This window comes from Lentibacillus salicampi, from assembly GCF_004565465.1.
Taxonomy (GTDB): Bacteria; Bacillota; Bacilli; order Bacillales; family Amphibacillaceae; genus Lentibacillus; species Lentibacillus salicampi.
In genome coordinates, this window is record NZ_SRHY01000008.1 from 39,094 (window position 1) to 62,179 (window position 23,086).

The window sequence follows — 23,086 nt, forward strand, 5'->3', positions numbered from 1 at the left end:
CGTTATCTTGCCTTCTTAACTCTTCTATTTTTAAAAAACGGAAAAGCAAATGATAGAATCGAAACAGCAAATAGTCCTATTGCAATCGGACTTTCCAGAAATATTATAAAGTCCCCGTTCGAAATGGTCAGCGCCTGCCGCAGTGACTGTTCCATCATACCACCTAATACAAACGCGAGAATAAACGGTGGCGCTGGAAAAGAATAGATGCGGAACAGATACCCTATCACACCGAAAATAAGCAGTAAGTAGAGATCAAAAACATTAAAGCTGATCGAATATACCCCAATGATACAAAACATAACAACCAGTGATATTAACAATGGACGCGGAATCTTTAATATTTTAGCAATGTAAGGAATCAACGGCAAATTTAACACCAGCAAAAAGAGATTCCCGACATACATACTGGCAACGACACCCCAAAATACATCCGGGTGATCCTGAAATAAAAGCGGTCCCGGGTTGATGCCTAATACAAGCAGCGCACCAAGCATAACTGCCGTAGTACCTGACCCGGGAATACCAAGACTCAATAACGGTACGAATGCACCACTCGTTGCAGCGTTATTGGATGTTTCCGGTGCAACAAGACCTTTGATCGAACCTTTCCCGAATTCATCAGGTTTTTTTGCAAACCTTTTTTCTGTGATATAACTGATAAATGACGAAACGGTTGCACCCGCCCCTGGCAAAACACCCATGATAAATCCCAGAGGTGAATGCCTTATTAACGGCCCGCGCATTTCCTTGAAATCCTTTTTGGTTAATTTAAGGCTCCCGATATTCTGTGTTTTGGCTAAACTGTCATCATTACGATTTTTAATCAGAAAAGCCACTTCGGCTATCGCGAAAAGACCCAGGGCAACAACAAGAAAATCGATGCCTTCCAACAGATTCGCGTTCCCGAACGTAAAGCGCGGAGTACCAGTTTGTGCATCAATACCTACTGTAACTGCCATGAGTCCCAATACCCCTGATATTAACGCCTTCATGGTCGACCCTTCCGACAGACTAGAGATAGCTGCCAACCCCATAAACATAAGTGCAAAATATTCCACAGGCCCAAACGAGACCGCGACAGAGGCCAGGGCCGGAGCAAACAGCATCAATAACACAATACTGACCGTGCCTCCCGTAAAGGATGAGATGGCGGCTATGGCCAGCGCCTGCCCGGCTTTACCCTGCTGCGCCATGGGATAACCATCAAACGCCGTGGCGACTGTTCCGGAAATACCCGGTGCATTCAGTAATATCGAGGCTGTGGATCCCCCGAAAACAGCGCCATAATAAACCCCCGCCATCAGCACCATGGCTAACGTTGGATCCATACCGTAAAGCATGGGTATCATAATGGCAATCGCTGTAATCGGCCCTAAACCAGGCAACATACCAATTAATGTGCCGGCAGCTACCCCAATTAAGACAAACATGATTCCTTCTAAACTAAAAGCAATTTGAAATCCGTCCAATAAACCTTGCATGGCATTCATGTCATTTCATCTCTCCTTTAAAACGGCAGGATCCCGGCTGGCAACCTAATTTGCAGCAAATAATTGAAAATATAGTATAGGATGACGGGAAAAAGAATTGAAACGGTTGCATTGACTTTAAACTTCTTATAACCAAGAAACCACGAACAAAAGAAAACAAATAATACCGTAACAATGACAAACCCTAAAACTTCCAACAATAGAATATAAGCTAACACCATTGCGGTTACCGCTAACAATGCAGGCGTTTCTGATTTTGATGTGGTACTTTCCTCTTTTTTATCTTCGTCTGCATCGCTTTTTCCTGTAAAAAATAACCCAACGGCTAGAGCAATCAGTAAATAACCTAAAGCTTTCGGCATCAAATCTGAATCGACCGGCACAAATTCATAGGGAGGCAGCTGATAGCTTAATATCAAATAGCCAATTGCCAACGCAATCAAGACCACGCTTATTTTCCGGTCAGCGGATTTTAACATATTGTCTCCACCACACTTTCATGTTTAAATGATTGGAGCCAATGTCTTGGTACATTGGCCCCCTAAAAGCTTTTTATTCAGCTAAACCAAGCTCTTCCATCAATGAGGTTAATTCTTCTGTTTGTTCTGCCAGGAATTCCTTATATTCTTTATGGCCAATGAACTGCTCGGACCATCCGTATTTACTTCTGATATCCGCAAACGCTTCTGAATCGCTGAGCTCTTTGAACTTTTCTTCATAATAGCTGATGGCGCTTTCGTCCATATCCGGTGGACCGAAGAATCCTCTCCAGTTGACAAATGTTGCATCGATTCCCTGTTCTTTTGCTGTAGGGAATGTCTCTAAAACATCCCCCTCCAGTCTTTCAGGTGATGTTACACCGAGTACTTTAATCTTATCGGCCTTCACCTGCTCAACGGTTTCGGCAACACCTGTGGAATAAACGTCAACGCTTCCATTAAGTAAATCTGTCAAAGCACCGCCTTCCTGATTGGATACATATTTAATTTTTGTCACATCCACGCCTGCCTCTTTCGCGATTTTCACAAATTGCATATGGTCCATGCTGCCAGGAGACGAAGCACCAACGACCGTAATACTTGACGGATCCTCTTTCATATCGTCAAATAGCTCATTCAAATTATCCCATTTTGCATCTTCTTTGACGGCAAAAGCAGCATAATCTGCAATCACGTTGGCAATCGGGGTGAAGTCTTCGTATGTTAATTCTGTTTGGCCGTTAAGCGGTACAAAGATCAGTGGTGGTGATGACACAAAAAGATTATAAGGGCTGCCTTCCTGGCTATTGATGTAAGACCAGGCAACGGAGCCACCCCCGCCTTCTTTATTGACAACACCAATATCCTGATCGATTATACCCTCTTCATCAAACACTTGAGCTGCGGATCTGGCTGTTGTATCCCATCCACCGCCGGCCCCGGCCGGTGCTACAATTTCAATGGATTCTTCCGGGGTAAATTCCCCTTCTTCTTCATCGGAGGCTTGTTCCCCGTCACCACATGCAGCAGCAACGATCATAACAATTACCAATAAAGACAAAAAGATAAGCTTTCTCATGAAACCCCTCCTAAAAAATTTTAATTGTCCCCTTTGCAAAGAAATAACACAATTCTTTATTGTGTGGTCATTATCTTACAATAAAAGATGCCTATTGCAAGCGTTTTCAAAATAACTTTCATAAAGAATATAAACCACTTTTTGTTCATTTTGTTCAGCCGGCTGTGTTCAACAAATCAATCAAAGGATTTATAGATTCTCTCCGGCCGGCCGACTATGCCGTATTCCAGTTCGGCATTCACTTCACCGGTTGACGTCAAATATTCCAGATATCTTCTGGCGGTCGTTCGAGATGCGCCCATTTTTTCACCGATTTCTTCTGCCGTTGCGCCTTTGTTTTCATGTAGCATAATCTTTTTCACTTTTTCGAGCGACAGGGGATCTATCCCTTTAGGCAGTTCCTGATCCGAGTCTTGCTTTGACTTAGGTGACTTGGACATGAGAAGCTGATCAACTTCCTCCTGATTAACGTCCGGTTTGGACGCCAATAAATGACGTTTGTGTTTGTATTTCTCAATTGTTTCCATAAATCGTTCCATTTTCAATGGCTTGATAATATAATCAAACACACCATAGCCCAATGAATTTTTTACCATTTCAATGTCCGTTGCCGCTGTAATGACAATGATATCAAGAGAAGGATGACTCTTTCTGAGTTCCGGTAATAAATCGATACCGAGTATATCGGGCATATAAATATCCAACAGTAATAAGTCAACCTCCTTTTCGTTTAACAACTTAAGTGTCTCTTCTCCATTCATTCCTTTACCGGCGACCTCCAAGCCTTCTGTTTTGGACAGAAACTGTTCATGGATTCCTGCAACCCGAAAGTCATCCTCTGCAATGGCAATTTTAATCAACGAAACGTCCCCCTTTGTTTCAATTGTTCAGGCAGAAAAACGGTCACAATGGTGCCCCCGTATTTCTGATTTTTCATCTCGATCCAACCACCTAACCGCTTAACCGTATCCTGTAAAATGGTCAATCCGTATCCGCGGTCACCACCGATCTTTGTTGAAAAACCCTTTTTAAACAGATCCTTATTTTCATCGATACCTTTACCACTGTCAGCCACTTCAAAAATGATGTCATTCCCCACATCCGTTGCAAAGAACGTCACGTCTTTTTCCTCAGTTGATTCAACGGATTCAAATGCATTGTCAATGATGTTTCCGATAATCCCGATCAAACTTGAGATATCAATGTGATCCGGCAGAGCGTTAAGCGAACTGTTGTCATCAAGGGAGAAATTGACTTTTTTCTCGGACGCTTTGCCTATTTTACCTAATAAAATGGCTTGGACTTTACTATCCTGAATCTGGTCGAATAAAATATGGTTCTGCGTATCCGTTGTTTTTAGTTCAGATTGAATCATGTCAACTGCCTCATCGTACTCACCAAGCTGAATTAAACCGGATAACACATAGAGCCTGTTCGTATATTCATGCGTTTGAGCTCTCAGATCCTCAGAGTACTGCCTGACTTCTGAGATGGTTTCAATCATTTCCTGGATTTCCGTTTTATCCCGGAAACTTGCAACGACGCCGACGATCTTGTCGCTTTCCTTGATCACTTCCCGGCTAACAATTACCCACCGGTCATTCAAATACATCTCCTGATTTTGCTCATTTTCGCCGGATTCAAGCACACGATACATAAGTGTATTGGGAAGAATGTCTTCGATTGGCTTATAGAGATAATTGCTGTGCAATTCCAGCATGTCGCTTGCAGCTTGATTCATCATGGTAATCAGACCTTTTTCATCAATAGCGATTACCCCTTCTTTGATTGAGTGTAAAATAGCGCTCCGTTCTCGGTAAAGATTGGCAATTTCATAAGGTTCCAACCCAAGGGTATCCTTTCTGATATTATTCGTCAGCACGATGCCGCCAATTGTACCGAGAATTAAAACAACAAGCGAAATCTTGCTGATATCCCATATTTTCTGATAAATTTCAGCATAGATTTCTTCCAGCAAATAACCTGTCGATACTATCCCCATAATATTGCCATCATCGTCAAAAACGGGTGATTTTCCATTTAAAGCAGGACCAAGTGAACTTGCTGATTGAGATATATAATACTGACCAAAAATCAGAGCCCTGTAATTGTCATCCCCGGCCATTGGCTTACCCAGCAGTGAAGCATTGGGATGCGCGTAACGTTCACCGTCTGCATTCGCGATCACAACATAGTCTGCGCCAACCTGCAGGCGTACATTTTCCGCAATGGACTGCAGTGAATCTGAGGGATTAGCATCATGAAAAGCCTCTCTGACAGAAGGCATAAATGATACGGTCTTAGAAACCTGCAGCGCCCGATCACCCATATTTTCTTCCGTTTGCTGCTTCTCAAGCACGATATAGATCCCTGACAATAAAATGATAACAACCAAGATCAACGATATAATCAAGGTAAGTATTTTCGTCTGAAGCGAGACATTTTTAAGTTTGACCATTTCGGAAATTCCCTTTCAAAGGTCGTTTGGAAAATTTACGTTCGTGATGAATGCAAAACAAAGACTGCGTATGCTAATACATACAGCCGTTGCCTTTAGTTTCACCATAATATCCGTGGTCCTGGCGAAACCTGTACGTTATCTCCGCCATTTCGCACGCACCAATTAAGTCTGTAGCCGGTAAATCAGAAACCGGTCATATGAATCACCATTAAAAATTTCTGACAAGACGATCTCATCTTTTAATTCAAAAGCTGTGGTGTTTTCCAAATAGTCCACATAACTATCTGGCCCATAATAAATGATCAGCTCGATGTCCCGTTTATATCGCCCTGCCGAGAGCAGGATGTTATGAATAACTTTATCAAATATGCCCACTGAAAACGGGTTAAAAAAATAGAACCGGTTATCTATCGGGGCAATCTGATATTCTTCAGCCAAACCGTAATGAAAGTCAATTCTGGCCGTGCCTTCCTTTGTGTGATTCACATATCGATGATGGTTTCCGACCGCCTCGTCAAAGAGGTCTTTGTTCATTTCAACCCCCGTACAAGCGGCATTGTAAAAATAATTGATATAAAAGTTCAATCGCCCTTTCCCACAACCAAAATCAACAACATGGTCACTGCTTTTCAAGTGATATTTTCGAAACAACGCTTCCAGCGCAATGTACGGTGTCGGCTGGTAAGGGTTATGATGCAAGGACTCGGGGAACTCTGTTTCATTTCCCAAGGTCTTAATACTCAACAACTTGTCATAATAGTATTCTTTCATCGGTATACTCCTAAGTGGTTTGATAAAGGACCGATCATCCCCAAGAAGTCATTGGGTTTCATAGCCACGATGAAGGTCGTTTTTCTCGTTTTCCGGGCTCATTCATGTCTTCATAGCACCTATGAATAGCTTGACCCATGGATTTCACCTTTCATTATACGATTGGTTGATACAATTTTCCATACAAAACAAGGAGCCAAACCTCGGTCAGCTCCTTGAAATCAATCTATTGGATTGTTCTATTCATATTCTTTCTCAAATGCCTTCGTGCTTCTCACCGTATCAATCGGACGGACATACTGCTCAATCTGTTCACGCTTTGGTTCCAGCATAGGCGGCAATGCCAATTTTTCTCCCAAGGTTTCATACGGTTCATCGCCCATGAATCCCGGGCCGTCTGTTGCAAATTCGAATAAAATTTGTGGGGCAACAGGGACATACAGTGATTCAAAATAGAAACGGTTCACGTAGCCGGATGTACGGAATCCAAAGTCGTCCATCCGCTTAATCCATTCTTCCAGCACGGAGCGGTCTTCAACACGGAATGCCGAGTGGTGGACCGTTCCATAGCCTTGCTGAGCATTCGGCATGGCGGTGTTATGTTCCACCACAACCCTTGCGCCATTACCGCCCTTGCCAACCTCAAACAGATGACGGTCGCCTTCCTGGTCGATTTCTTTAAACTGCAGCACTTTTTCCATCACTTCTTTAAAATAATCGAAATTGGCGATCCGCACATGAATCGGACCAAGTCCAGTAATCCCGTACTCCAGTGGAATCGGACCGTCCTGCCACGGGGCTCCCGGTTCCACCCCTTCATTGTGTTCATCCGAAACCAATTGATATTTCTGATCATCAAAATCCGAAAACGAAAGTGTTTTAACACCGAATTCTTCCTTAATGTCATCGTGTTGTACTTCAAGACGGTCAAACCGTTTCACCCAATAGTCCAGTGCTTCGTCGCTCGGCACACGGAAGGCTGTTTTGGCAATCTCGTTTGTCCCATGCGTCCCCTGGGGGATGCCAGGGAAGTCAAAAAACGTCATGTCTGTACCCGGATTCCCCTGATCATCAGCGAAAAATAAATGATATGTCCGGATATCATCCTGGTTGACCGTTTTTTTAACCAGACGCATGCCCAGTATATATGTGAAAAATTCGTAATTCTTTTCGGCGCTGCTTGTGATCGCAGTGACGTGATGCATTCCTTTTAGGCCATTCATGAAAATTCCTCCATATTCAATTAAACTAATTATGCTGAATTTTATTTATCTTTAATTCAGACTAAATATAATACAACAGCCAGATAGATGTCAATTTAGACGTCTTCAAGAAAAGCGCGGGGCGCCTTGTTCACCGCCGAAAAGCTTAAGCAAAAATTTGCAGTGGCGTGTTTTGCCACATTGCTTAAGACCTCGAGGGGGGCGCTGGCCGGCTAAGATTCGGCACGTCCTGTGCCAACGCCGGCACTAGTACGTCCTGTACGTCGAAGCTGGAGCTGGAGATATCGCTATTGCTGACAAAAAACTTCATATAGCCAAAAATTTTATACCTATCTTTCAACAAAAAACCGATGTTTGTCCCCCCCTATCATCGGCAAGGGTCTCACATCGGTTAGACAACTAATAATAAGGCTATTCGGAGCATAATAATCTGTTCATCCTACTTTCTTTAAAGAAAGCTGACATCATTTTCAATGTTAGTAACTCTTCTTCCACGCTTTCCATGTGCTCTTCAGGATTGTCCATTATCGCATTCCAAGCTTGTCTATCCGTCCAATTACAGCGCAAGCTATAGTACCAGCGTATAATGATCTATTGCAAGGAAGGAATAAAGATGGTAAACTAAATTAGTTAATATACCTACGTTACAACAATGTATAAAAATCCTTTTTATTATTCTATCATTATATTTGAATAAAGTCAATAAAAAGCACTTTAGGAGGATGATTTTTATGGATAAAGCTGACAATCGCGCGCATGAGCAACAGCGAGTCAATTATGTAATCGATGAAATCAACAAAAAGGCTGAAAATTTATACTCCAGAGAAACAGGGCTAAAAGAAGATGTCATCGAACTCCGAAAAAATTTCTGGGAAGATGTAACCGTCAATTTAGATGAACCGGATGACGTCATCGAAACACAAGCCAGTATTAAGCAACAGGCAGAACTCCTGTCACAAAAAGAGACGATTCATGGGAAAATTGAAGATGAACTTAAAACGTTAAAAAAATTAAAGAATTCTCCTTATTTCGGTCGAATCGATTTTATCGAGGACTCCGAGACAAAAACAGAACAAATCTATATTGGTATCGAGTCATTATTGGACAGTGACGAGAAGGATTTTCTGATATATGATTGGCGTGCCCCTATTTCCAGCCTTTACTATGATTACTCACCCGGTTATGCCCAATATGAAACAATTGAAGGAACAGTCATGGGGGAAGTTTCCCTAAAAAGACAATTCATCATACGACAGGGCTCCATTAAGGGAATGTTTGACACGGGGGTTACGATCGGTGACCATCTGTTGCAGCAGGCGCTGGGAAACAACGCCAGTACAAGTATGAAAAGCATTGTGGCCACTATTCAAAAGGAACAAAACAAAATCATCCGGAACAAAGGTAATCAGTTCCTAATTGTACAAGGGGTTGCTGGAAGCGGGAAAACTTCTGCAGCCCTGCAACGTATTGCCTACTTAATGTACCAATATCGTGAAGTACTAAATCCCAATAATATTCTACTTTTATCACCAAACCCTTTGTTCACAAGCTATATTGCCAATGTATTGCCCGAGCTGGGAGAAACAAATGTCAGGCAGACAACCTTTTTGGATTACCTGAAAGACAAAGCAGGAAGCCAGATGACAGTTGAATCACCCTTTGAACAGATGGAGTATGTGTTAACGGGAGAGAAACACACTGACTATTTAGTCCGAATGAAAAGCATCGATTATAAATCGGGCGTGGAATTCAAATACATGATCGATCACTTCATTACCGGATTAAATACACAAGGTATCCAATTTAAAAATATAACGTTTCACGGAGAAGTCCTCATTTCCAATGCACAGATCAGTGAGTACTTTTATTCTCTGGACCCGCAAATGGGCGTTCCCAATAAAATGGAGCTTGTCTCAAAATGGCTTTTGAAAAAAATACGAAGACAACAAAATATTGAAAAAAACAAAGACTGGGTGATGGAAAAAGTCGAACTGCTGGATAAGGAAGATTACTTGAATGCTTATTATAATAACCAGGAAGAGGACGAGGACGATTCCAGCCTGGAAGAGGAAATTTTGCGGAAAGTAGTTGTGAAAAGAATTTTTGCGTCGATTAAAAAACGTATCAAACAATTTGACTTCGTTCACGTTTTGACAACTTATCAAACATTATTTACCAAATGGACTCCAAAAGATATGCCCGAATACTGGAAGGAAATTAGTGAACAGACTGCAGCCAACTTATCACAAAAGTTCTTAACATGGGAAGACGCGACGCCTTATCTGTATTTTCAGGGGCGGCTATTAGGGGATCATCACGACCGTTCAGTCCGCCATCTGGTTATCGATGAGGCACAGGATTATTCAGCATTTCAGTTTGCTTATATAAAACATATCTTTCCATATACCCGAATGACCTTACTGGGGGACACTAACCAAGCGATCTACACGTATGCTACTGAAGAAAACCCGCTTTTCCTGGAACAACAGCGGGAAACTGAAAAAGTCACTCTGACGAAAAGCTACCGGTCAACGAAACAGATTGTGGACTTCACGAAACATTTTGCGCCGGGTGACGAACTGATTGAGCCGTTTAACCGGGAAGGCGTTAAACCAGAGCTCACTCTATTGTACAACGAAACTGATTTAGCCGGGGCATTAGTCGACAGCGCAAATGACCTTAGGAAAAACGGACACGAGACAATAGGAATTATCTGCAAAACGTCACAGGAAAGTGACATGATTTTTAATCTGCTAAAAGATAAAATATCCGTCATCCAAATAAATGAAGAAACGTATTCTTTTCAAAAAGGGCTGCTCATCCTTCCCGTTTATTTAGCCAAAGGGATTGAGGTTGATGCAGTCATCATCCCGGATGCTTCCGACCGGCAATATGTCAAGGAATCAGATCGAACACTTTTTTATACAGCCTGCACAAGAGCCATGCACGCACTGGTGATGATAGCCCAGGATAATCCGAGTCCTTTTATCGAAGAGGCCCCCGGGAATGAATATGTAAAAATACAATGAAGTAAAAGGCCGGAAGAAAATGTAATGCAAATTACCGCATTTTCTTCCGGCTTCAAAGCGTCTACTGCCAAAGCAAACTAAATGTGAGCTCAATACCCCGTCACGAATCGTCCACGTTCAAAACATAACCTCAAACGAAACATCTCTAATTTTTCCTTCCAAATCAAACAAGCACAGTACCGCCAACTGTGCTTGTCGTTCCTTGCTTTTAAGAGCCTATAACACCTTGGAAGACGAGCCCCTGGTCGAAACTCATAACTTTAACCATGCCGTTATTTTTTACAAAAACACTCTTATATTGGGAATGCCCGTCCGCATCTTTTAAAATGATAACCCGTATGCTTTGGTTGTCTTCTACAACCCGCATTTGGTAATCGTCCGCGTGCACGTGCTCATCCAGTATGTCACTTTCAGGATACATGCCATAGGCAGTATTTTTGGGCTCTTCGTCTGTAGCTTGCTCCGCGGCTTCGGCTGTTTTAACTTTCCCTGCCGGACCAACCGCCTCGGTCTTTTCTGTAACCTGAACAGAATCACTGCAGGCTGTCGAAGCGAATAACAACGCGCCTGCCGCTGTGCTTAAAAACAATGGTCTCATCCTGATACCCCTTTCCTTTTCCGGGATATCCTCATCATAGTGAAGTTTTTTGAAAAATGGATTGCAGAACCATTAGAAATCACTGAGAAATCAGTGGAAAATTTGCGGCAGCCATGTGTCATATTTTGGGACAAAGGGTCTGACCCCTTGTCCCAGCGTTCAGCCCTTCTTCTTGGCCAGTTCGTCACGATCCACCGCTCGTGGCGGCTCTTCCATCCAGCCATGCTTGATCATGATATCGGCGCCATCTTCAGCGTATTTCAGGATTTCATTCAATAATCGGTTATACGCAGTACCCAGGTCGCGTCTCGGGCTTGCTGAGATGCTGGCACCATAATAACCGACACTTAAGGCGATTAAGCCTGTACTATAATACATCATAAGCTTATCAGAAAATGTATACGCAGTGGAATCCGTCACTGAATCTTCCATTTTTGTTGGAGCAGGAACATCATCTTCATGCAATTTCGAGCTAAAAACTTCACAATGTTTTTGGGCAATTTCCTTCCCTCTGACCATAAATTTCCTGACATCTGTATTTTGAGCCACTTGACTGAATCCGACCAACGTGGCTGAACCCAGCGCATTACGAAAGTAGTTACCAAATAAGTTGTTGATTTCCGTACCGGCTAATGGCCTCCTTTCACCAAAGTAACCCGTCAAAAAACTTTGGTTTTGCACAAAATCATAACTTTCCGGTTTCGGAAGCATTGGATACATGACGTAAAGGCCTTTTGCCTGCAATACGTTATTAATCATTTTAAGAAATTCAATTTGTTCCTGCAGACATTCCGAAAAGTAATTGTAGACATCCTCTCTGCCGGCTAATCCCAAGCTGATGCTGTATGCCTGCGTCGCAATTTGTGCACCCTGCTGCAGATAATACAAGGTATACGAGTCAGAATAGAGTTTTGGTGCATTGACATCGGTATCCTCATCCAAATTAAACCCATACGGAATCGGGTAATTTTCCTTATTAAATATTTCCGTTAATGTTGGTATATGGGACTGTGGCAAATCCAGACCATGCTGGACAAGCTGCTTGATTTCGTTATCTTCCGTTTTGACCAAAAAGTACTGTAATTGACACATCAATGCACAGTCTTGCATATAAGCTGCCCAAAGCTGCGTGATTTCCGCTGATGTTAAGGAGTGTTCAACATTATTCACCGTCTTGCACCTCCATTATTTTTAAAAGTATACGATTATTCTATTGCCGATAGGTACCTTCTTCCCTGATTGATTAACTGCTATAAGTTATGCCACTAAACTTATACTGGAAGAATTGTATCCGGCAGCATCACCTCATCCTTTCTTCTTCGCCAATTCATCACGATCAAGTGCCCGCGGCGGTTCTTCCATCCAGCCATGCTTGATCAGGATGTTGGCCCCATCTTCAGCATATTTCAATATTTCATTCAGCAATCTGTTATATGTCACACCGATATCCCTTCTTGGGCTCATGGCCATGCTTGTTCCATAAAAACCGACGCCCAACGCAATTAATTCGGTGCTGTAGAACATCATTAACTTATCGGAAAATGTATAGGTAGTTGAATCCGTCACTAAATCTTCCATTTTTGCCGGAGCAGGGATGTCATCCTCATGCAACATCGAACCAAAGATCTCACAATGTTTTTGCGCGATTTCTTTTCCCCTTACCAGATACTTGCGGACATCTGTATTTTTGGCCACCTGACTGAATCCGATTAACGCGGCCGATCCCAGTGCATTACGGAAGTAGTTGCCAAATAAGTTATTGATTTCTGTCCCTGCTAATGGTCTTCGTTCGCCAAAATACCCGGTCAGAAAGCTTTGGTTCTTTACAAAATCATATTTTTCCGGTTTCGGAAGTGTTGGATATGTGGTATAAAGACCTTTCGACTGTAAAACATCATTAATCATTTTAAGAAAGGTAATTTGTTCCATCAGACATTCCGAAAAGAAATGGTAAACATCCTCTCTGCCGGCTAAACCCAGGCTGACACTGTGCGCTTGCATTGAAATAATTGCACCTTGCTGCAAATAATACAGACTAAACGAATCCGAATACAGCCGCGGTGCACTGATATTCACATCCTCGTCTGTGTTAAATCCATATGGAATCGGGTACTGCTCCTGATTGAAAATTTCCGTTATTTTGGTGATATGGGATTGAGCCAAATTCAAACCATGCTGTACAAGCTGTGTAATATCCTCATCATTCGTTATGGCTGAAAAATATTGGAGTTGACAGGTCACCGCACTGTCCTGCATATAAATTACCCAAAGCTGTGTGATTTCTGCTGATGTCAGTGATTGGTTGTTCTCCAAATTCACTTCCGGCACCTCCAAACGATTCGTTGCACCTATTTTCACCAAAGGCAGGATTTGTATGTATGTTTCAGATAAAAATGGCCTCTTATATAAACGAGCCGATCTAGTCGAGAAAAGATTGACACATACAAGACTTACAAACGACTTTTCATTTTTAACTCTAAAATGCTATGATAAGTCTGCGGGTTTAAAGAAAACGTCTGTGGTTCAAATGCCTTCACTCACTTTGCCCCAAGAATGTCAGTGGTGAAAAACTAACAGATCTGGTGATCCGTTATCGCTTAAACGTTTATCAAGGTCCGATCAGTGCTGCTCGCGTTAACGTTGAATGCTTCCATATAAAGAATCAAGGAGGACCAGGGAATGTTTACAAAAAACGGCTTCTAATCATCGCTGCCATCGCATTTTTTGTCGGACTGGTTCTTGCCATGACCGGTTATTCGAATATATTTCCCCCTGATACACATATTATTCTAATCGCATTGGGCGTTATTTGTTTTCTGTTATCGGCTATTGTTCCGGGAAAGTGACGAAACTCTTCCTGCAGATACACGTTTGAAAGGCCTTTACCCTTCCTTCGATTGATGAATGACTGTTTATTACCGTTCATGTTCGGGAACATATTATTACTATTTTTCACTAAAATGGAAGGAGAGACACAACATGACACCCGATCAAATAGGGTTTGCATTATTATATCTGGGATTATTTCTCTTAATCGGCAAGTGGATCCGAATACGTGTGAAATGGATGCAGAATTTATTCCTCCCTTCTTCTGTCATCGGCGGATTTCTTGCTCTAATACTAGGACCGCAAGTACTTGGACGTCTATTGGAACCGGTCACAGGTGAAGGTTCATTCTGGGCGACCGGGCTCCTATCGCCGGAAGTCATGGATGTATGGAGCCCGTTGGCAGGATTAATGATCAATGTTGTCTTTGCCACATTATTTCTGGGGACCGTGCTTCCGAATTTGAAAAAAGTGTGGCATATCGGTGGTCCGCAGCTGGCATTCGGCTGGTCACTCGGTTGGGGGCAATATGTTATTGGGTTGTTGCTGGCTATGTTGGTGCTGGTGCCGTTTTATGACATGCCGCCATTTGTTGGGGCTCTGATTGAAATGAGCTTTGAAGGCGGACATGGGACAGCTGCAGGCATGCAGGGCACATTTGAAGAACTTGGATTTACGGAAGCTTATGATCTGACTATCGGATTAGCTACTGTCGGTATCCTATCAGGCGTGATCATCGGGATTATCGCCATTAATTGGGCGATAAGGCGAAACAAAACACAAGTGATCAAAGATATTAAAGAAACGTCTCCATTAAAAAAAGCTGGAATTGTCGAATTTGAAAATCGGGATGCAGCAGCACAAATGACAGTCCGCCCCGAATCAATCGAACCGCTTTCGCTGCACTTTGGTATAACCGGACTTGCCATTCTAGTTGGCTATTTATTGCTGCAGAGCATTACGTGGCTCGAGGGAGCACTGATCGGTTCCGATTTCATGACTTATGTACCGCTTTTCCCATTGGCCATGATCGGGGGGATTCTTGTCCAGCTGGTTTTCACTAAGATTGATAAAGCGCATATTCTGGACCGGCAAATGATCATGCGGATACAAGGCTTTTCTCTCGATGTCCTGATTTTATCAGCCATTGGAACCGTTTCGCTTGATGTTATTGGCGAATATCTTGTTCCATTCCTTTTGCTTGCCCTTGCCGGTATTATCTGGAATGTCTTCGGCCTGCTTGTTCTTGGGCCGCGAATCTTACCGACGTATTGGTTCGAAAGGGCTGTTGGTGATTTTGGCCAATCAACAGGGATCACAGCGACTGGATTATTGTTAATGCGTGTTGCCGACCCGGAAATGAAATCACCTGCGTATGAAGGTTTTGGGTACAAACAACTCATTTTCGAGCCATTTCTCGGCGGTGGTCTCGTCACAGCACTATCCGCACCACTCGTCTTCCAATTTGGCCCGATACCGTTCCTCATTTTTTCAGCCGTGATGCTGACAATCGGTTTACTGACCGGCTTGCTTTATTTCGGACGAATGAAAGAATGACGGTGCCGTATGAGCATTTTTGAAGTTCGAAACAAAAGCTGTCCCAAACGTAAATGGGGCAGTTTTTTGCGTTGTTTGGGAGACTTTTGGCCGCAGCAAGGGGCTCTCGATCATTTCCGGGACTTTTGGATGTCGTTTTCATCGTGAGACGTCCTCTCTCGATCATTTCTCCCGCTTTTGAGCATCGTTTTGGTCATGAGACGGCCCTGTCTGCCGATTTCTGTATTCGAACCCTGTCAGCAAATTAAAACGGATACCTCCGATGGCTCATAAAAAGAAGCATGTTACCCCCTTTCATGAGAGGGCCATGCTTCCATCTTAATAATTCTGTTGTGATTTTTTCTTATTCCTTACATTGTGGATCCAGGCCTTGTCGTTATCCATCATCTTCTTAGCAGCATAAATGGTGAATATCTGGATGAATATGATGGGTATCCCCATGAGTCCTGATAGCACTTCCAGCGGTGCCAGACCTCCAATTCGCATTAGCAGCAGTGCCAATACCGTTATGATGACGGCAACAAGTATTCTTAACGTTCTTGATGGCTCAGCCTTACTCATGTTTTTAGTACCTGTATAAGATGCGATTGTGTATGTTGTTGAATCCAATGTTGTTGTCAAAAAGATCGTCGCAATAATGATAAAGAGTACCAGCACAATATTCGATAACGGTAATGAACTTAAAATGGCCGGTATAGCTGCCATGGCATCGTCCTTAGCAATTTCCAGCACGGGGGTTTCACCGGTCAGATACTGGTGTGCACCAAGACCGCCAAGGACACCTGTTGCCACCCAGGAAAGCATCGTCGGCGCAAACAGATATGTCAGAATCATTTCTTTGATCGTGCGGCCTTTCGAAATCTTTGCAGCGAACACACTATGAAGCATGGCCCATGTCGCACTATAAGCAAACCAGAAGACGGTATTGCTGACGATATAAGTCGCCCCCTCCATATTTGTTGAATCCGTGTGAATCGACATATCAATATAATTGGCCAGCAAATGACCAACACTGTCAGTGAAAAAGTTCAAAATAAAAATACCAGGACCTATAACCATCACTAACAGGGCAAATGCTCCCGCCAGATACATATTCAGCGTACTAAGCCGCTTAATTCCCTTTTCAATGCCCAAATAGGCACTTATCGAAAATAAAAATACCCAAGCAATCGTTACAATCAGCGTTAACATAAAGGACTGTTCAATATTAAACAGTTCAGCCAGGTTGTAGGTAACAATCGGTGCCCCCAGTCCCAATGTAACCGCAGCACCTGAGAGAATACTAACCAGAAAAATAATATCCAGTATTTTTCCGCCAATGCCGTCAACGAACTGATCACCAAAAATATCACGGCACGCTTCAGATATGCGCATAAATGGCTTTTTCCGAACGTGCAGGATATAGCCCATGGCAGGTGCAGCCATGACAAAGATGGCAAATACTTGAACACTCCACATGAACATACTGTAGGCATTACCCCACAGCAATGCGTCAGCCGACCCTGCCTCAGCACCGAACGGCGGATCAATCGCCACATTTGCCCATTCCGTCATGCCTGTTCGCATAATCGTTGAGCCCAGCCCCATCGCAATTAGGATAGAAGCATACTCAAATAAATTAAAGCGCGGTTTCTCTGTCGGATCACCCAGCACAACATCACCGTATTTGGAAAACGATAAATACAGACCGGCAATAACCAGAATGATGGCGTACCAAATATAGCCCCACGTGAACATACTGACAATCTGGTTGAAAATGCTGTTCAACAGTTCCAGTGATTTATCCTCATATAATGCAAACGGAACACAGATGAGAATCATAATAATTAAAGATGGGGCAAAGATGCGATGATCAATCAGCCTGCCGCTCAACCCCTTATTTCCGTTCCCTTTCATCAAGAAACCTCCAATCACAAATTCGGGACAAGGGCGGGTTCCTTGACCTTGTCCTTAATTGGGATAATGAACCCACCCCTTTTAAAATAAATATATTGGACTTATTACCGCATGATCACATTTATAAACTTAGGTAGCTTTAAAGGGAGCTTTAAAAATTAAAAAGCCCTCATGCCTGTATTGATTCCCTGGTAATTCCATTCTTACCCTTAAACTGCCAGAAACCCAAACCACTTTGTATATTTTCAGGAAAGTAATCCAAAATATCTACAAGAAACATATCTTAATGGAGGATATAAGATGCCTAATTTTACCCAGCTTTTTGAATCAGCATCGAATGTTTTTCAAACGCTGACAGACAACAAAAAAGACCCGTTACACGTGGGTGAAGCCATGTCTTGCTGGACATACCTTGCGTTTGTGAACAATATTATGACTTATGAAGAAATAGGCCTTTATACAACAACAGACCCCGGAGTAAAAGAGCTCTATCAGGAGGGATTAAAAATAGCGACTTCCCACAAAAAGCAGTTAACAGAATTGATGCGGGAAGAGGGCGTGTCCCTGCCAACTTCCCCGGAGAGCAAGCCGAATTCTGATCCAAGTGCCATACCAGTGGGTGCAAGATTCACAGACTTCGAACTGGCAAACACGATTAATATTAACTTTGTGGCAGCAGCAGATATGTGTGCAGCCGCTGCAAGTCAGTGCCTTCGTACCGATATCGGTCTTATGTTCATCAAATTCCAGACCGAAAAATTAGCTATGGGGTACAAAGCCAAAGAATTAATGAATAAGAAAGGTTGGCTCATCAAACCACCCTATTTCCAGCCCCAAGGCACGCCACATCCAAAAAAATAGGGACAGAGGGTCAGGTAACATTGTCCCAACCCTCTCCCCTTCTACATAAGGGCGCGATACCTCACTCTCTGTCATGCCCCTGGTTAATTAATATAAATCTACTTTATCGGAGTCGATTTCCCAAAACTCCGAGAAGCCTTCTTATGGTCAAAACTACCTTAGAGAGTCGCCGGAACGTCCGATTCAGCACCTCTCAGGACCGGAGATAGAGGGGCAGGTACGTGCATAACCTTTTGCCCCATCTACTTCTCAAATGTTACGAGTTTTAAAATCGCCTTCATAAACTCATCGAATGATGTAACGTATTTTTGGCGCTGATTGTACCACTTTCCCAACCGTTTCCAGCAGTCAGCTGGTTATGGCCGAATTATTGACGTTTTAGCTGCGATTTGCATCATCATCCGTAATGTTTGAATGGAGACTTATTTTTTCTGATTTGACGCAATTGCAGCCACCAATGAACCAAACGTAATCATCAGAACAAGCGATTCAAATACAGTCATGTGGCGTCCTTCCTTCCCTTTTGAGTCAGGATCTTTTCTTCAGCTGCAGATCAGTTACCAGATAACCCTTAGCATTCAGCCCTTAAAACAAATCCATAATGTTTTTGATATGCTGCCATTCATTTTGTTATGAGTAAGGATATGTGTGACACGGCTTGTCCTATGACCCTTTTTCAGGAATTTTCGAAATGGGAAATCCAGTTTCCGCCGACTTTTTTAAACGTGAAAAAGAAGACCAAGTGAATACTTAATCTTCTTCCAGATACAAACATTGATGTAGAGGCGGGCACCCTAGTACAATCCAAATTTTAATAAAAAGTTCCAGTCTAGGCTGTGAGGCGTTGTTAAAAATTTTGCTGATATTGGGCGCCTTCATCCCCAGCTGCGCGGCGATATCCTTGATATACATCCCCTTCTGTGTTGCAATTTCTTTAAAGCGGTTTTGAATGACCGGATAGTGCGTATTTTCAATAAAAGGATTGATCTGTTTGAAATGACTGATTTGTTCCAGCTTATCGATGACAGACCCCACCACAAAGTCCTCCATCCGATAATTATCACCCCGATTTATATCCCGATGGCGGTTAATCAAATTTTCAAGTTCAGTCAGTTCTTTCAGTTGATCATACGTTTCATCCTTAAGCCGGATGGTCAGTTCCTTCATGAATAAATCACCTCAGGGTTGGACAGGCTATTGGCAAACAAATAAAGGATGATGAAAATGCTACATCACAACGATAAAGAAGATGTCATTGAAACAATTCACGAAACATTCGATAAAGGCAGCAAAGGATAAGAAGCGCTTATTATAGTGACACGAGAAAATAATCCTGTTAATGGTATATTCGATTGCATTCATGAAAATACCCTCAATCTTGGAACAAGGCCTCATCGATCGGAATGACAGCCATCTTGTTTCAGTTGATTGCTCCTCACGTGATTGCTAAAATGAACGTGAGAGAGGTGACCGACAATGACTATTTCCGAGCAACACAGCCCGGTTGCTTTGATAACCGGTGCGTCTGGCGGCCTTGGCCTTTTGACAAGCCTGGCACTCGCTGAGGCTGGGTTTTATGTACTGGCTTCGATGCGGGAGTTATCCAAGAAAGACAACCTGATCGAAAAAGCACGGGAAAAAGGTGTTGAAGCGAATATTGCATGCGTCGGGCTGAATGTCACCCATCAGGATGATATTAATACTTTGATTCCAGACATTATTAAGCAGTATGGGGCTATCGATGTGCTGATCAACAACGCTGGCTATGCAGCGGGCGGGTTTACGGAAGAATTACCGCTTGAGGATTGGCGCCGGCAGTTTGAAACAAATGTTTTTGGTTTGATTGCTGTGACAAAGGCAGTCTTACCATATATGCGTGAGCGACGAAGAGGTACCATCTTGAACCTTTCCAGCATCAGTGGTCGTGTCGCGCTGCCAGGCCTTGCGCCATATTCTGCCTCTAAGTATGCGGTTGAAGGTTTCAGTGAGGCACTAAGGCTGGAGATGCTGCCATATGGCGTTCACGTCGTTTTGATCGAACCGGGTTCCTATCAGACGGACATTTGGTCAAAAGGCATGGACCATTTTAATATTGATGGCGATTCCCCTTATAAAGAGGAAGGTGACACGTTAATGAGAATCGTCAGCCACATCGCTGAAACAGCCGGTGACCCTAAAGAAGTGGCGCGTTTGATTGTCAAGATGGCTCAAGATGACCACCCTGATCTTCGTTCCCCCGTCGGTAAGAGCGTGAAAACGATAACACGGCTGAAAAATGTGCTGCCATGGAAGTGGCTGGAGCGGGTGATTTTGAAAAAAGTCAGTCCTCGTAAATAGAAGGAAGTTTTTCGGTCTTCTTTTAACTACAGAGACATAATCGAGAACAAAAGTCACACACTGCCGGGACCGCTTCTATCCTCTCCATTCATCACCCAAAGTGCTGTCATTAACCTAAAATCCCACCAAAGGCATGGAGCACAATGCCTGAACTAAAATATGGTCGTTACTATTTTCCTTGCCCACTTCCAAGTATAGGTACTTATAAGTGCGCGTATTCCAACTTCATTCGACTGTATAAACCGTTTCATATGTCAGTAATATGTACATATTTAAAGAAACAAGCATTCTGAATACTGATAAAGCAGACTAACACCTATATTCACGCAAATATAGGACAAAACAGCATTTGGGTTTTCCAAACGTCTTTTTTATAATTGTATTGATTGACTTTAAAAAAGGAGTGGTTAAGTTATATATGTGGAAAACATATCGTTTTTTAGGCATCTTTATTATTTTCCTGGTGGGTATGACATTAGCAGCATGCGGTGATGGCAACCAGGAAAATGAAAGTAAAAGTGACAATGCCAATGAATCCAATGGCAACGAAATCGGGGAAAAAAGCATTACCTTAGGAGTCGATAATTATGTGTCCAACACATCAAACACATATGTCGCAAAACTATTACTGGAAGAGATTGGTTACGACGTCGAAGTAAATCAAACTGACGTCGGTGTTGAATATACCGGCCTGAGTAATGGCTCAACAGATGCAATTGTCGGTGCATGGCTTCCTACAACACATGGAAGTTACTGGGATGAATATAAAGATGACCTTGAAAAAATAAACACCGTTACCGAAAAAGTAGAACTAGGCTTAGCCGTTCCAGCATATATGGAAGATATTAATTCGATTGAAGACTTGGCCAATAATACGAGTAATGTCGGAGAAAAACTGGAATGGACCATCACTGGCATCAGTCCCGGTGCAGGTGAAATGAAAATGATGAATAATGAAGTCATGCCCGGATACGGTTTGAATGAAGATTGGGAACTGCTTGAAAGCTCCGGTGCAGCTATGTCCGCAGCGTTATCAGATGCAATCGACCAAAAAGAACCGATTGTTGTCACGTTGTGGACACCACACTGGACATTCAATGAATTTGACTTAAAAATTCTAGAAGACCCGAAAGGAACATTTGGCGAACCGGATGACGTATTCTCCGTCGCCGGAAAAGATTTTAAAGACCAATCGCCAGCAGCATACAAATTCCTTGAACAATTTTCAATCACAAAAGAAAATACCCAAAAGATGATGGTTGATATTAAAGATGGAATGGGTGAAGAAGAAGCCGCACAGAAATTTATTGATAACAATCCTGACCTGAAAGATGAATGGTTGGAAGGGTTTGAGTAATATTTCATACAGGAGCCAATCTTCCTGAAGAATACAGGAGGGTTGGTTTTTTCATGGTTTTGGAGAAATTGTAGTCATATCCTTATATGATGCAAATATAGGGCAAAGGATCGAACAACTCCTGCTTTTCGGGCTAAAACAATAAAAACTGGCGCATAACACCTAAGATTAAATGTTATGCACCGTGTTTCGCTCGTTACGTTGCTTTTACTGTCTAGCTTTTCGTTTCAAACCATAGTTTATTACAGAGGCAAGCTGCTGCTTTAACGTATTCACCTCTTGTTTCAAGTGACTGATTTCATCTGTCTGTTTCTTTATATCCCTGAGTAGCTTGTTTTGGTTTTGTTGCTTTTCTTTAATAATTTCAACCAGTTGTTGCTGATGCTCAACATTGCTGACAACTTTACCAATCGTCTGCATCATCGTAACCACATTTTCTTTATAGCTTTCATCGTGAGACTGCTGAGTTATGCCTTTCATATTATCCAACCTCACAGGAAAGGTACTCGTTGCCAACATTTCTCTAATTTGCTGTCTCTCGTAATCTTGATCGCTGCATTCTTTAATGAACTTCAACACTTCAATTCCATCCGATCGATAGTAAGTAACTTTGTTCAATTTTGTTTTCGGGATATAAACATCAAAATCTTCAATCCATTGTTCCAGGGTATTTTTTTGAACCCCAATAATGTGGCTTAAGCTTTCTTTGCTTAAAAATTCCAATGTTTCATCGTCTCCCTTTTACCATTTATCCCTTTCATAACCATGGTAAAAAATGAATTTGGAACAAATATGTAATGAATGTAGAAAAAGTGCGTGATGAACTACTGTCGTTCCTGCACTATCTCTTTCACCCTGCCTACATTGCCATCGTCCAGCATGACCTTGATGCCATGCGGATGTGTAGCAGCATTCGTCAGTATTTTTGACACGATGCCTTCCGTCAATTCTCCGGAGCGCTGGTCCTTTTTTTGAACAACGCGCACTTTTTCTCCAAGCTTTATATTGTCTCTTCTAGTTCCGCTCATATTGAATTTAACTCCTTTGTTAGCTTTACAGATATCAAGATTCCTTCTTTCTTAAAACCTAGCGTAGCATAATTTTTCATAACTTCACACCG

The 23,086-nt window shown here is 42.5% G+C and carries 20 protein-coding genes; 5 read left to right on the top strand and 15 right to left on the bottom strand.

Annotated elements, in window-relative coordinates:
• Nucleotides 1-2: 2 nt before the first annotated feature.
• The 7 genes from E4U82_RS07980 to E4U82_RS08010 form a co-directional block, all read right to left on the bottom strand.
• Nucleotides 3-1,493: a tripartite tricarboxylate transporter permease gene (locus E4U82_RS07980; RefSeq protein WP_135109671.1), complete on the bottom strand. Its 1,491-nt coding sequence runs from the start codon at nucleotides 1,491-1,493 to the stop codon at nucleotides 3-5.
• Between the two features lie 17 nt (nucleotides 1,494-1,510).
• Nucleotides 1,511-1,972, bottom strand: a complete 462-nt coding sequence (locus E4U82_RS07985; protein WP_135109672.1) for a tripartite tricarboxylate transporter TctB family protein — start codon at nucleotides 1,970-1,972, stop codon at nucleotides 1,511-1,513.
• A 73-nt stretch (nucleotides 1,973-2,045) separates the two neighbouring features.
• Nucleotides 2,046-3,050 (bottom strand): tripartite tricarboxylate transporter substrate binding protein, encoded by a 1,005-nt coding sequence (locus tag E4U82_RS07990; protein WP_135109673.1) that lies wholly within the window; start codon nucleotides 3,048-3,050, stop codon nucleotides 2,046-2,048.
• A 176-nt stretch (nucleotides 3,051-3,226) separates the two neighbouring features.
• A complete protein-coding gene (locus tag E4U82_RS07995; protein WP_135109674.1) occupies nucleotides 3,227-3,910 on the bottom strand; it encodes a response regulator in 684 nt (227 codons plus the stop codon).
• The gene (locus tag E4U82_RS08000) at nucleotides 3,907-5,508 is read right to left on the bottom strand and encodes an ATP-binding protein (protein WP_135109675.1); all 1,602 of its coding nucleotides are present in this window, start codon (nucleotides 5,506-5,508) and stop codon (nucleotides 3,907-3,909) included. Before E4U82_RS08000 ends, E4U82_RS07995 begins: the two co-directional genes overlap by 4 nt.
• A 165-nt stretch (nucleotides 5,509-5,673) precedes the next feature.
• Nucleotides 5,674-6,282: a class I SAM-dependent methyltransferase gene (locus tag E4U82_RS08005; protein WP_135109676.1), complete on the bottom strand. Its 609-nt coding sequence runs from the start codon at nucleotides 6,280-6,282 to the stop codon at nucleotides 5,674-5,676.
• A 239-nt stretch (nucleotides 6,283-6,521) separates the two neighbouring features.
• Nucleotides 6,522-7,505: a ring-cleaving dioxygenase gene (locus E4U82_RS08010; RefSeq protein WP_135109677.1), complete on the bottom strand. Its 984-nt coding sequence runs from the start codon at nucleotides 7,503-7,505 to the stop codon at nucleotides 6,522-6,524.
• Between the two features lie 731 nt (nucleotides 7,506-8,236).
• Between E4U82_RS08010 and helD the strand changes: the two genes are divergently transcribed.
• The gene (gene helD / locus E4U82_RS08015) at nucleotides 8,237-10,534 is read left to right on the top strand and encodes an RNA polymerase recycling motor HelD (RefSeq protein ID WP_135109678.1); all 2,298 of its coding nucleotides are present in this window, start codon (nucleotides 8,237-8,239) and stop codon (nucleotides 10,532-10,534) included.
• A gap of 208 nt (nucleotides 10,535-10,742) precedes the next feature.
• Here helD and E4U82_RS08020 read toward each other — a convergent pair whose 3' ends face one another.
• The 3 genes from E4U82_RS08020 to E4U82_RS08030 form a co-directional block, all read right to left on the bottom strand.
• Nucleotides 10,743-11,132, bottom strand: a complete 390-nt coding sequence (locus E4U82_RS08020) for a hypothetical protein (protein WP_135109679.1) — start codon at nucleotides 11,130-11,132, stop codon at nucleotides 10,743-10,745.
• Nucleotides 11,133-11,291: 159 nt separating this feature from the next.
• Nucleotides 11,292-12,302, bottom strand: a complete 1,011-nt coding sequence (locus E4U82_RS08025; protein WP_135109680.1) for a DUF3231 family protein — start codon at nucleotides 12,300-12,302, stop codon at nucleotides 11,292-11,294.
• Nucleotides 12,303-12,437: 135 nt separating this feature from the next.
• Nucleotides 12,438-13,451, bottom strand: a complete 1,014-nt coding sequence (locus E4U82_RS08030; RefSeq protein ID WP_135109681.1) for a DUF3231 family protein — start codon at nucleotides 13,449-13,451, stop codon at nucleotides 12,438-12,440.
• Nucleotides 13,452-14,111: 660 nt separating this feature from the next.
• Between E4U82_RS08030 and E4U82_RS08035 the strand changes: the two genes are divergently transcribed.
• Nucleotides 14,112-15,515 carry a sodium/glutamate symporter gene (locus E4U82_RS08035; RefSeq protein WP_135109682.1) on the top strand — a complete coding sequence of 468 codons (1,404 nt, stop codon included), beginning with the start codon at nucleotides 14,112-14,114 and terminating at the stop codon, nucleotides 15,513-15,515.
• Nucleotides 15,516-15,833: 318 nt separating this feature from the next.
• On the opposite strand, the gene E4U82_RS08040 is transcribed toward E4U82_RS08035, so the two are convergent.
• On the bottom strand, nucleotides 15,834-17,411 hold the full coding sequence (locus tag E4U82_RS08040; protein ID WP_135109683.1) for a BCCT family transporter: 1,578 nt from the start codon (nucleotides 17,409-17,411) through the stop codon (nucleotides 15,834-15,836).
• A 300-nt stretch (nucleotides 17,412-17,711) separates the two neighbouring features.
• Between E4U82_RS08040 and E4U82_RS08045 the strand changes: the two genes are divergently transcribed.
• A complete protein-coding gene (locus E4U82_RS08045; RefSeq protein WP_135109684.1) occupies nucleotides 17,712-18,272 on the top strand; it encodes a DUF3231 family protein in 561 nt (186 codons plus the stop codon).
• 422 nt (nucleotides 18,273-18,694) lie between these two features.
• Here E4U82_RS08045 and E4U82_RS20625 read toward each other — a convergent pair whose 3' ends face one another.
• Nucleotides 18,695-18,775 (bottom strand): putative holin-like toxin, encoded by an 81-nt coding sequence (locus tag E4U82_RS20625; RefSeq protein WP_425339512.1) that lies wholly within the window; start codon nucleotides 18,773-18,775, stop codon nucleotides 18,695-18,697.
• Between the two features lie 247 nt (nucleotides 18,776-19,022).
• Entirely contained in the window at nucleotides 19,023-19,439 is a 417-nt protein-coding gene (locus E4U82_RS08050; protein WP_135109685.1) for a helix-turn-helix domain-containing protein, read from the bottom strand.
• Nucleotides 19,440-19,748: 309 nt separating this feature from the next.
• Here E4U82_RS08050 and E4U82_RS08055 point away from each other — a divergent pair, with 309 nt between their 5' ends.
• Entirely contained in the window at nucleotides 19,749-20,609 is an 861-nt protein-coding gene (locus E4U82_RS08055) for an SDR family oxidoreductase (RefSeq protein WP_135109686.1), read from the top strand.
• Nucleotides 20,610-21,027: 418 nt separating this feature from the next.
• The gene (locus tag E4U82_RS08060) at nucleotides 21,028-21,966 is read left to right on the top strand and encodes a glycine betaine ABC transporter substrate-binding protein (protein ID WP_135109687.1); all 939 of its coding nucleotides are present in this window, start codon (nucleotides 21,028-21,030) and stop codon (nucleotides 21,964-21,966) included.
• Between the two features lie 207 nt (nucleotides 21,967-22,173).
• On the opposite strand, the gene E4U82_RS08065 is transcribed toward E4U82_RS08060, so the two are convergent.
• Both E4U82_RS08065 and E4U82_RS08070 read right to left on the bottom strand, forming a co-directional pair.
• Complete coding sequence (locus E4U82_RS08065; protein WP_135109688.1) at nucleotides 22,174-22,689, bottom strand: MerR family transcriptional regulator; 516 nt, start codon at nucleotides 22,687-22,689, stop codon at nucleotides 22,174-22,176.
• 101 nt (nucleotides 22,690-22,790) lie between these two features.
• Nucleotides 22,791-22,994 (bottom strand): YwbE family protein, encoded by a 204-nt coding sequence (locus E4U82_RS08070; protein ID WP_135109689.1) that lies wholly within the window; start codon nucleotides 22,992-22,994, stop codon nucleotides 22,791-22,793.
• Nucleotides 22,995-23,086: the final 92 nt, after the last annotated feature.

What these genes read in the sequence shown, in the direction of transcription:
- E4U82_RS07980 (WP_135109671.1), bottom strand. Translation starts at nt 1,493, where the DNA reads ATGAATGCCATGCAAGGTTTATTGGACGGATTTCAAATTGCTTTTAGT.
- E4U82_RS07985 (WP_135109672.1), bottom strand. Translation starts at nt 1,972, where the DNA reads ATGTTAAAATCCGCTGACCGGAAAATAAGCGTGGTCTTGATTGCGTTG.
- E4U82_RS07990 (WP_135109673.1), bottom strand. Translation starts at nt 3,050, where the DNA reads ATGAGAAAGCTTATCTTTTTGTCTTTATTGGTAATTGTTATGATCGTT.
- E4U82_RS08000 (WP_135109675.1), bottom strand. Translation starts at nt 5,508, where the DNA reads ATGGTCAAACTTAAAAATGTCTCGCTTCAGACGAAAATACTTACCTTG.
- E4U82_RS08005 (WP_135109676.1), bottom strand. Translation starts at nt 6,282, where the DNA reads ATGAAAGAATACTATTATGACAAGTTGTTGAGTATTAAGACCTTGGGA.
- E4U82_RS08010 (WP_135109677.1), bottom strand. Translation starts at nt 7,505, where the DNA reads ATGAATGGCCTAAAAGGAATGCATCACGTCACTGCGATCACAAGCAGC.
- helD (WP_135109678.1), top strand. Translation starts at nt 8,237, where the DNA reads ATGGATAAAGCTGACAATCGCGCGCATGAGCAACAGCGAGTCAATTAT.
- E4U82_RS08020 (WP_135109679.1), bottom strand. Translation starts at nt 11,132, where the DNA reads ATGAGACCATTGTTTTTAAGCACAGCGGCAGGCGCGTTGTTATTCGCT.
- E4U82_RS08035 (WP_135109682.1), top strand. Translation starts at nt 14,112, where the DNA reads ATGACACCCGATCAAATAGGGTTTGCATTATTATATCTGGGATTATTT.
- E4U82_RS08040 (WP_135109683.1), bottom strand. Translation starts at nt 17,411, where the DNA reads ATGAAAGGGAACGGAAATAAGGGGTTGAGCGGCAGGCTGATTGATCAT.
- E4U82_RS08045 (WP_135109684.1), top strand. Translation starts at nt 17,712, where the DNA reads ATGCCTAATTTTACCCAGCTTTTTGAATCAGCATCGAATGTTTTTCAA.
- E4U82_RS20625 (WP_425339512.1), bottom strand. Translation starts at nt 18,775, where the DNA reads ATGACTGTATTTGAATCGCTTGTTCTGATGATTACGTTTGGTTCATTG.
- E4U82_RS08050 (WP_135109685.1), bottom strand. Translation starts at nt 19,439, where the DNA reads ATGAAGGAACTGACCATCCGGCTTAAGGATGAAACGTATGATCAACTG.
- E4U82_RS08055 (WP_135109686.1), top strand. Translation starts at nt 19,749, where the DNA reads ATGACTATTTCCGAGCAACACAGCCCGGTTGCTTTGATAACCGGTGCG.
- E4U82_RS08060 (WP_135109687.1), top strand. Translation starts at nt 21,028, where the DNA reads ATGTGGAAAACATATCGTTTTTTAGGCATCTTTATTATTTTCCTGGTG.
- E4U82_RS08070 (WP_135109689.1), bottom strand. Translation starts at nt 22,994, where the DNA reads ATGAGCGGAACTAGAAGAGACAATATAAAGCTTGGAGAAAAAGTGCGC.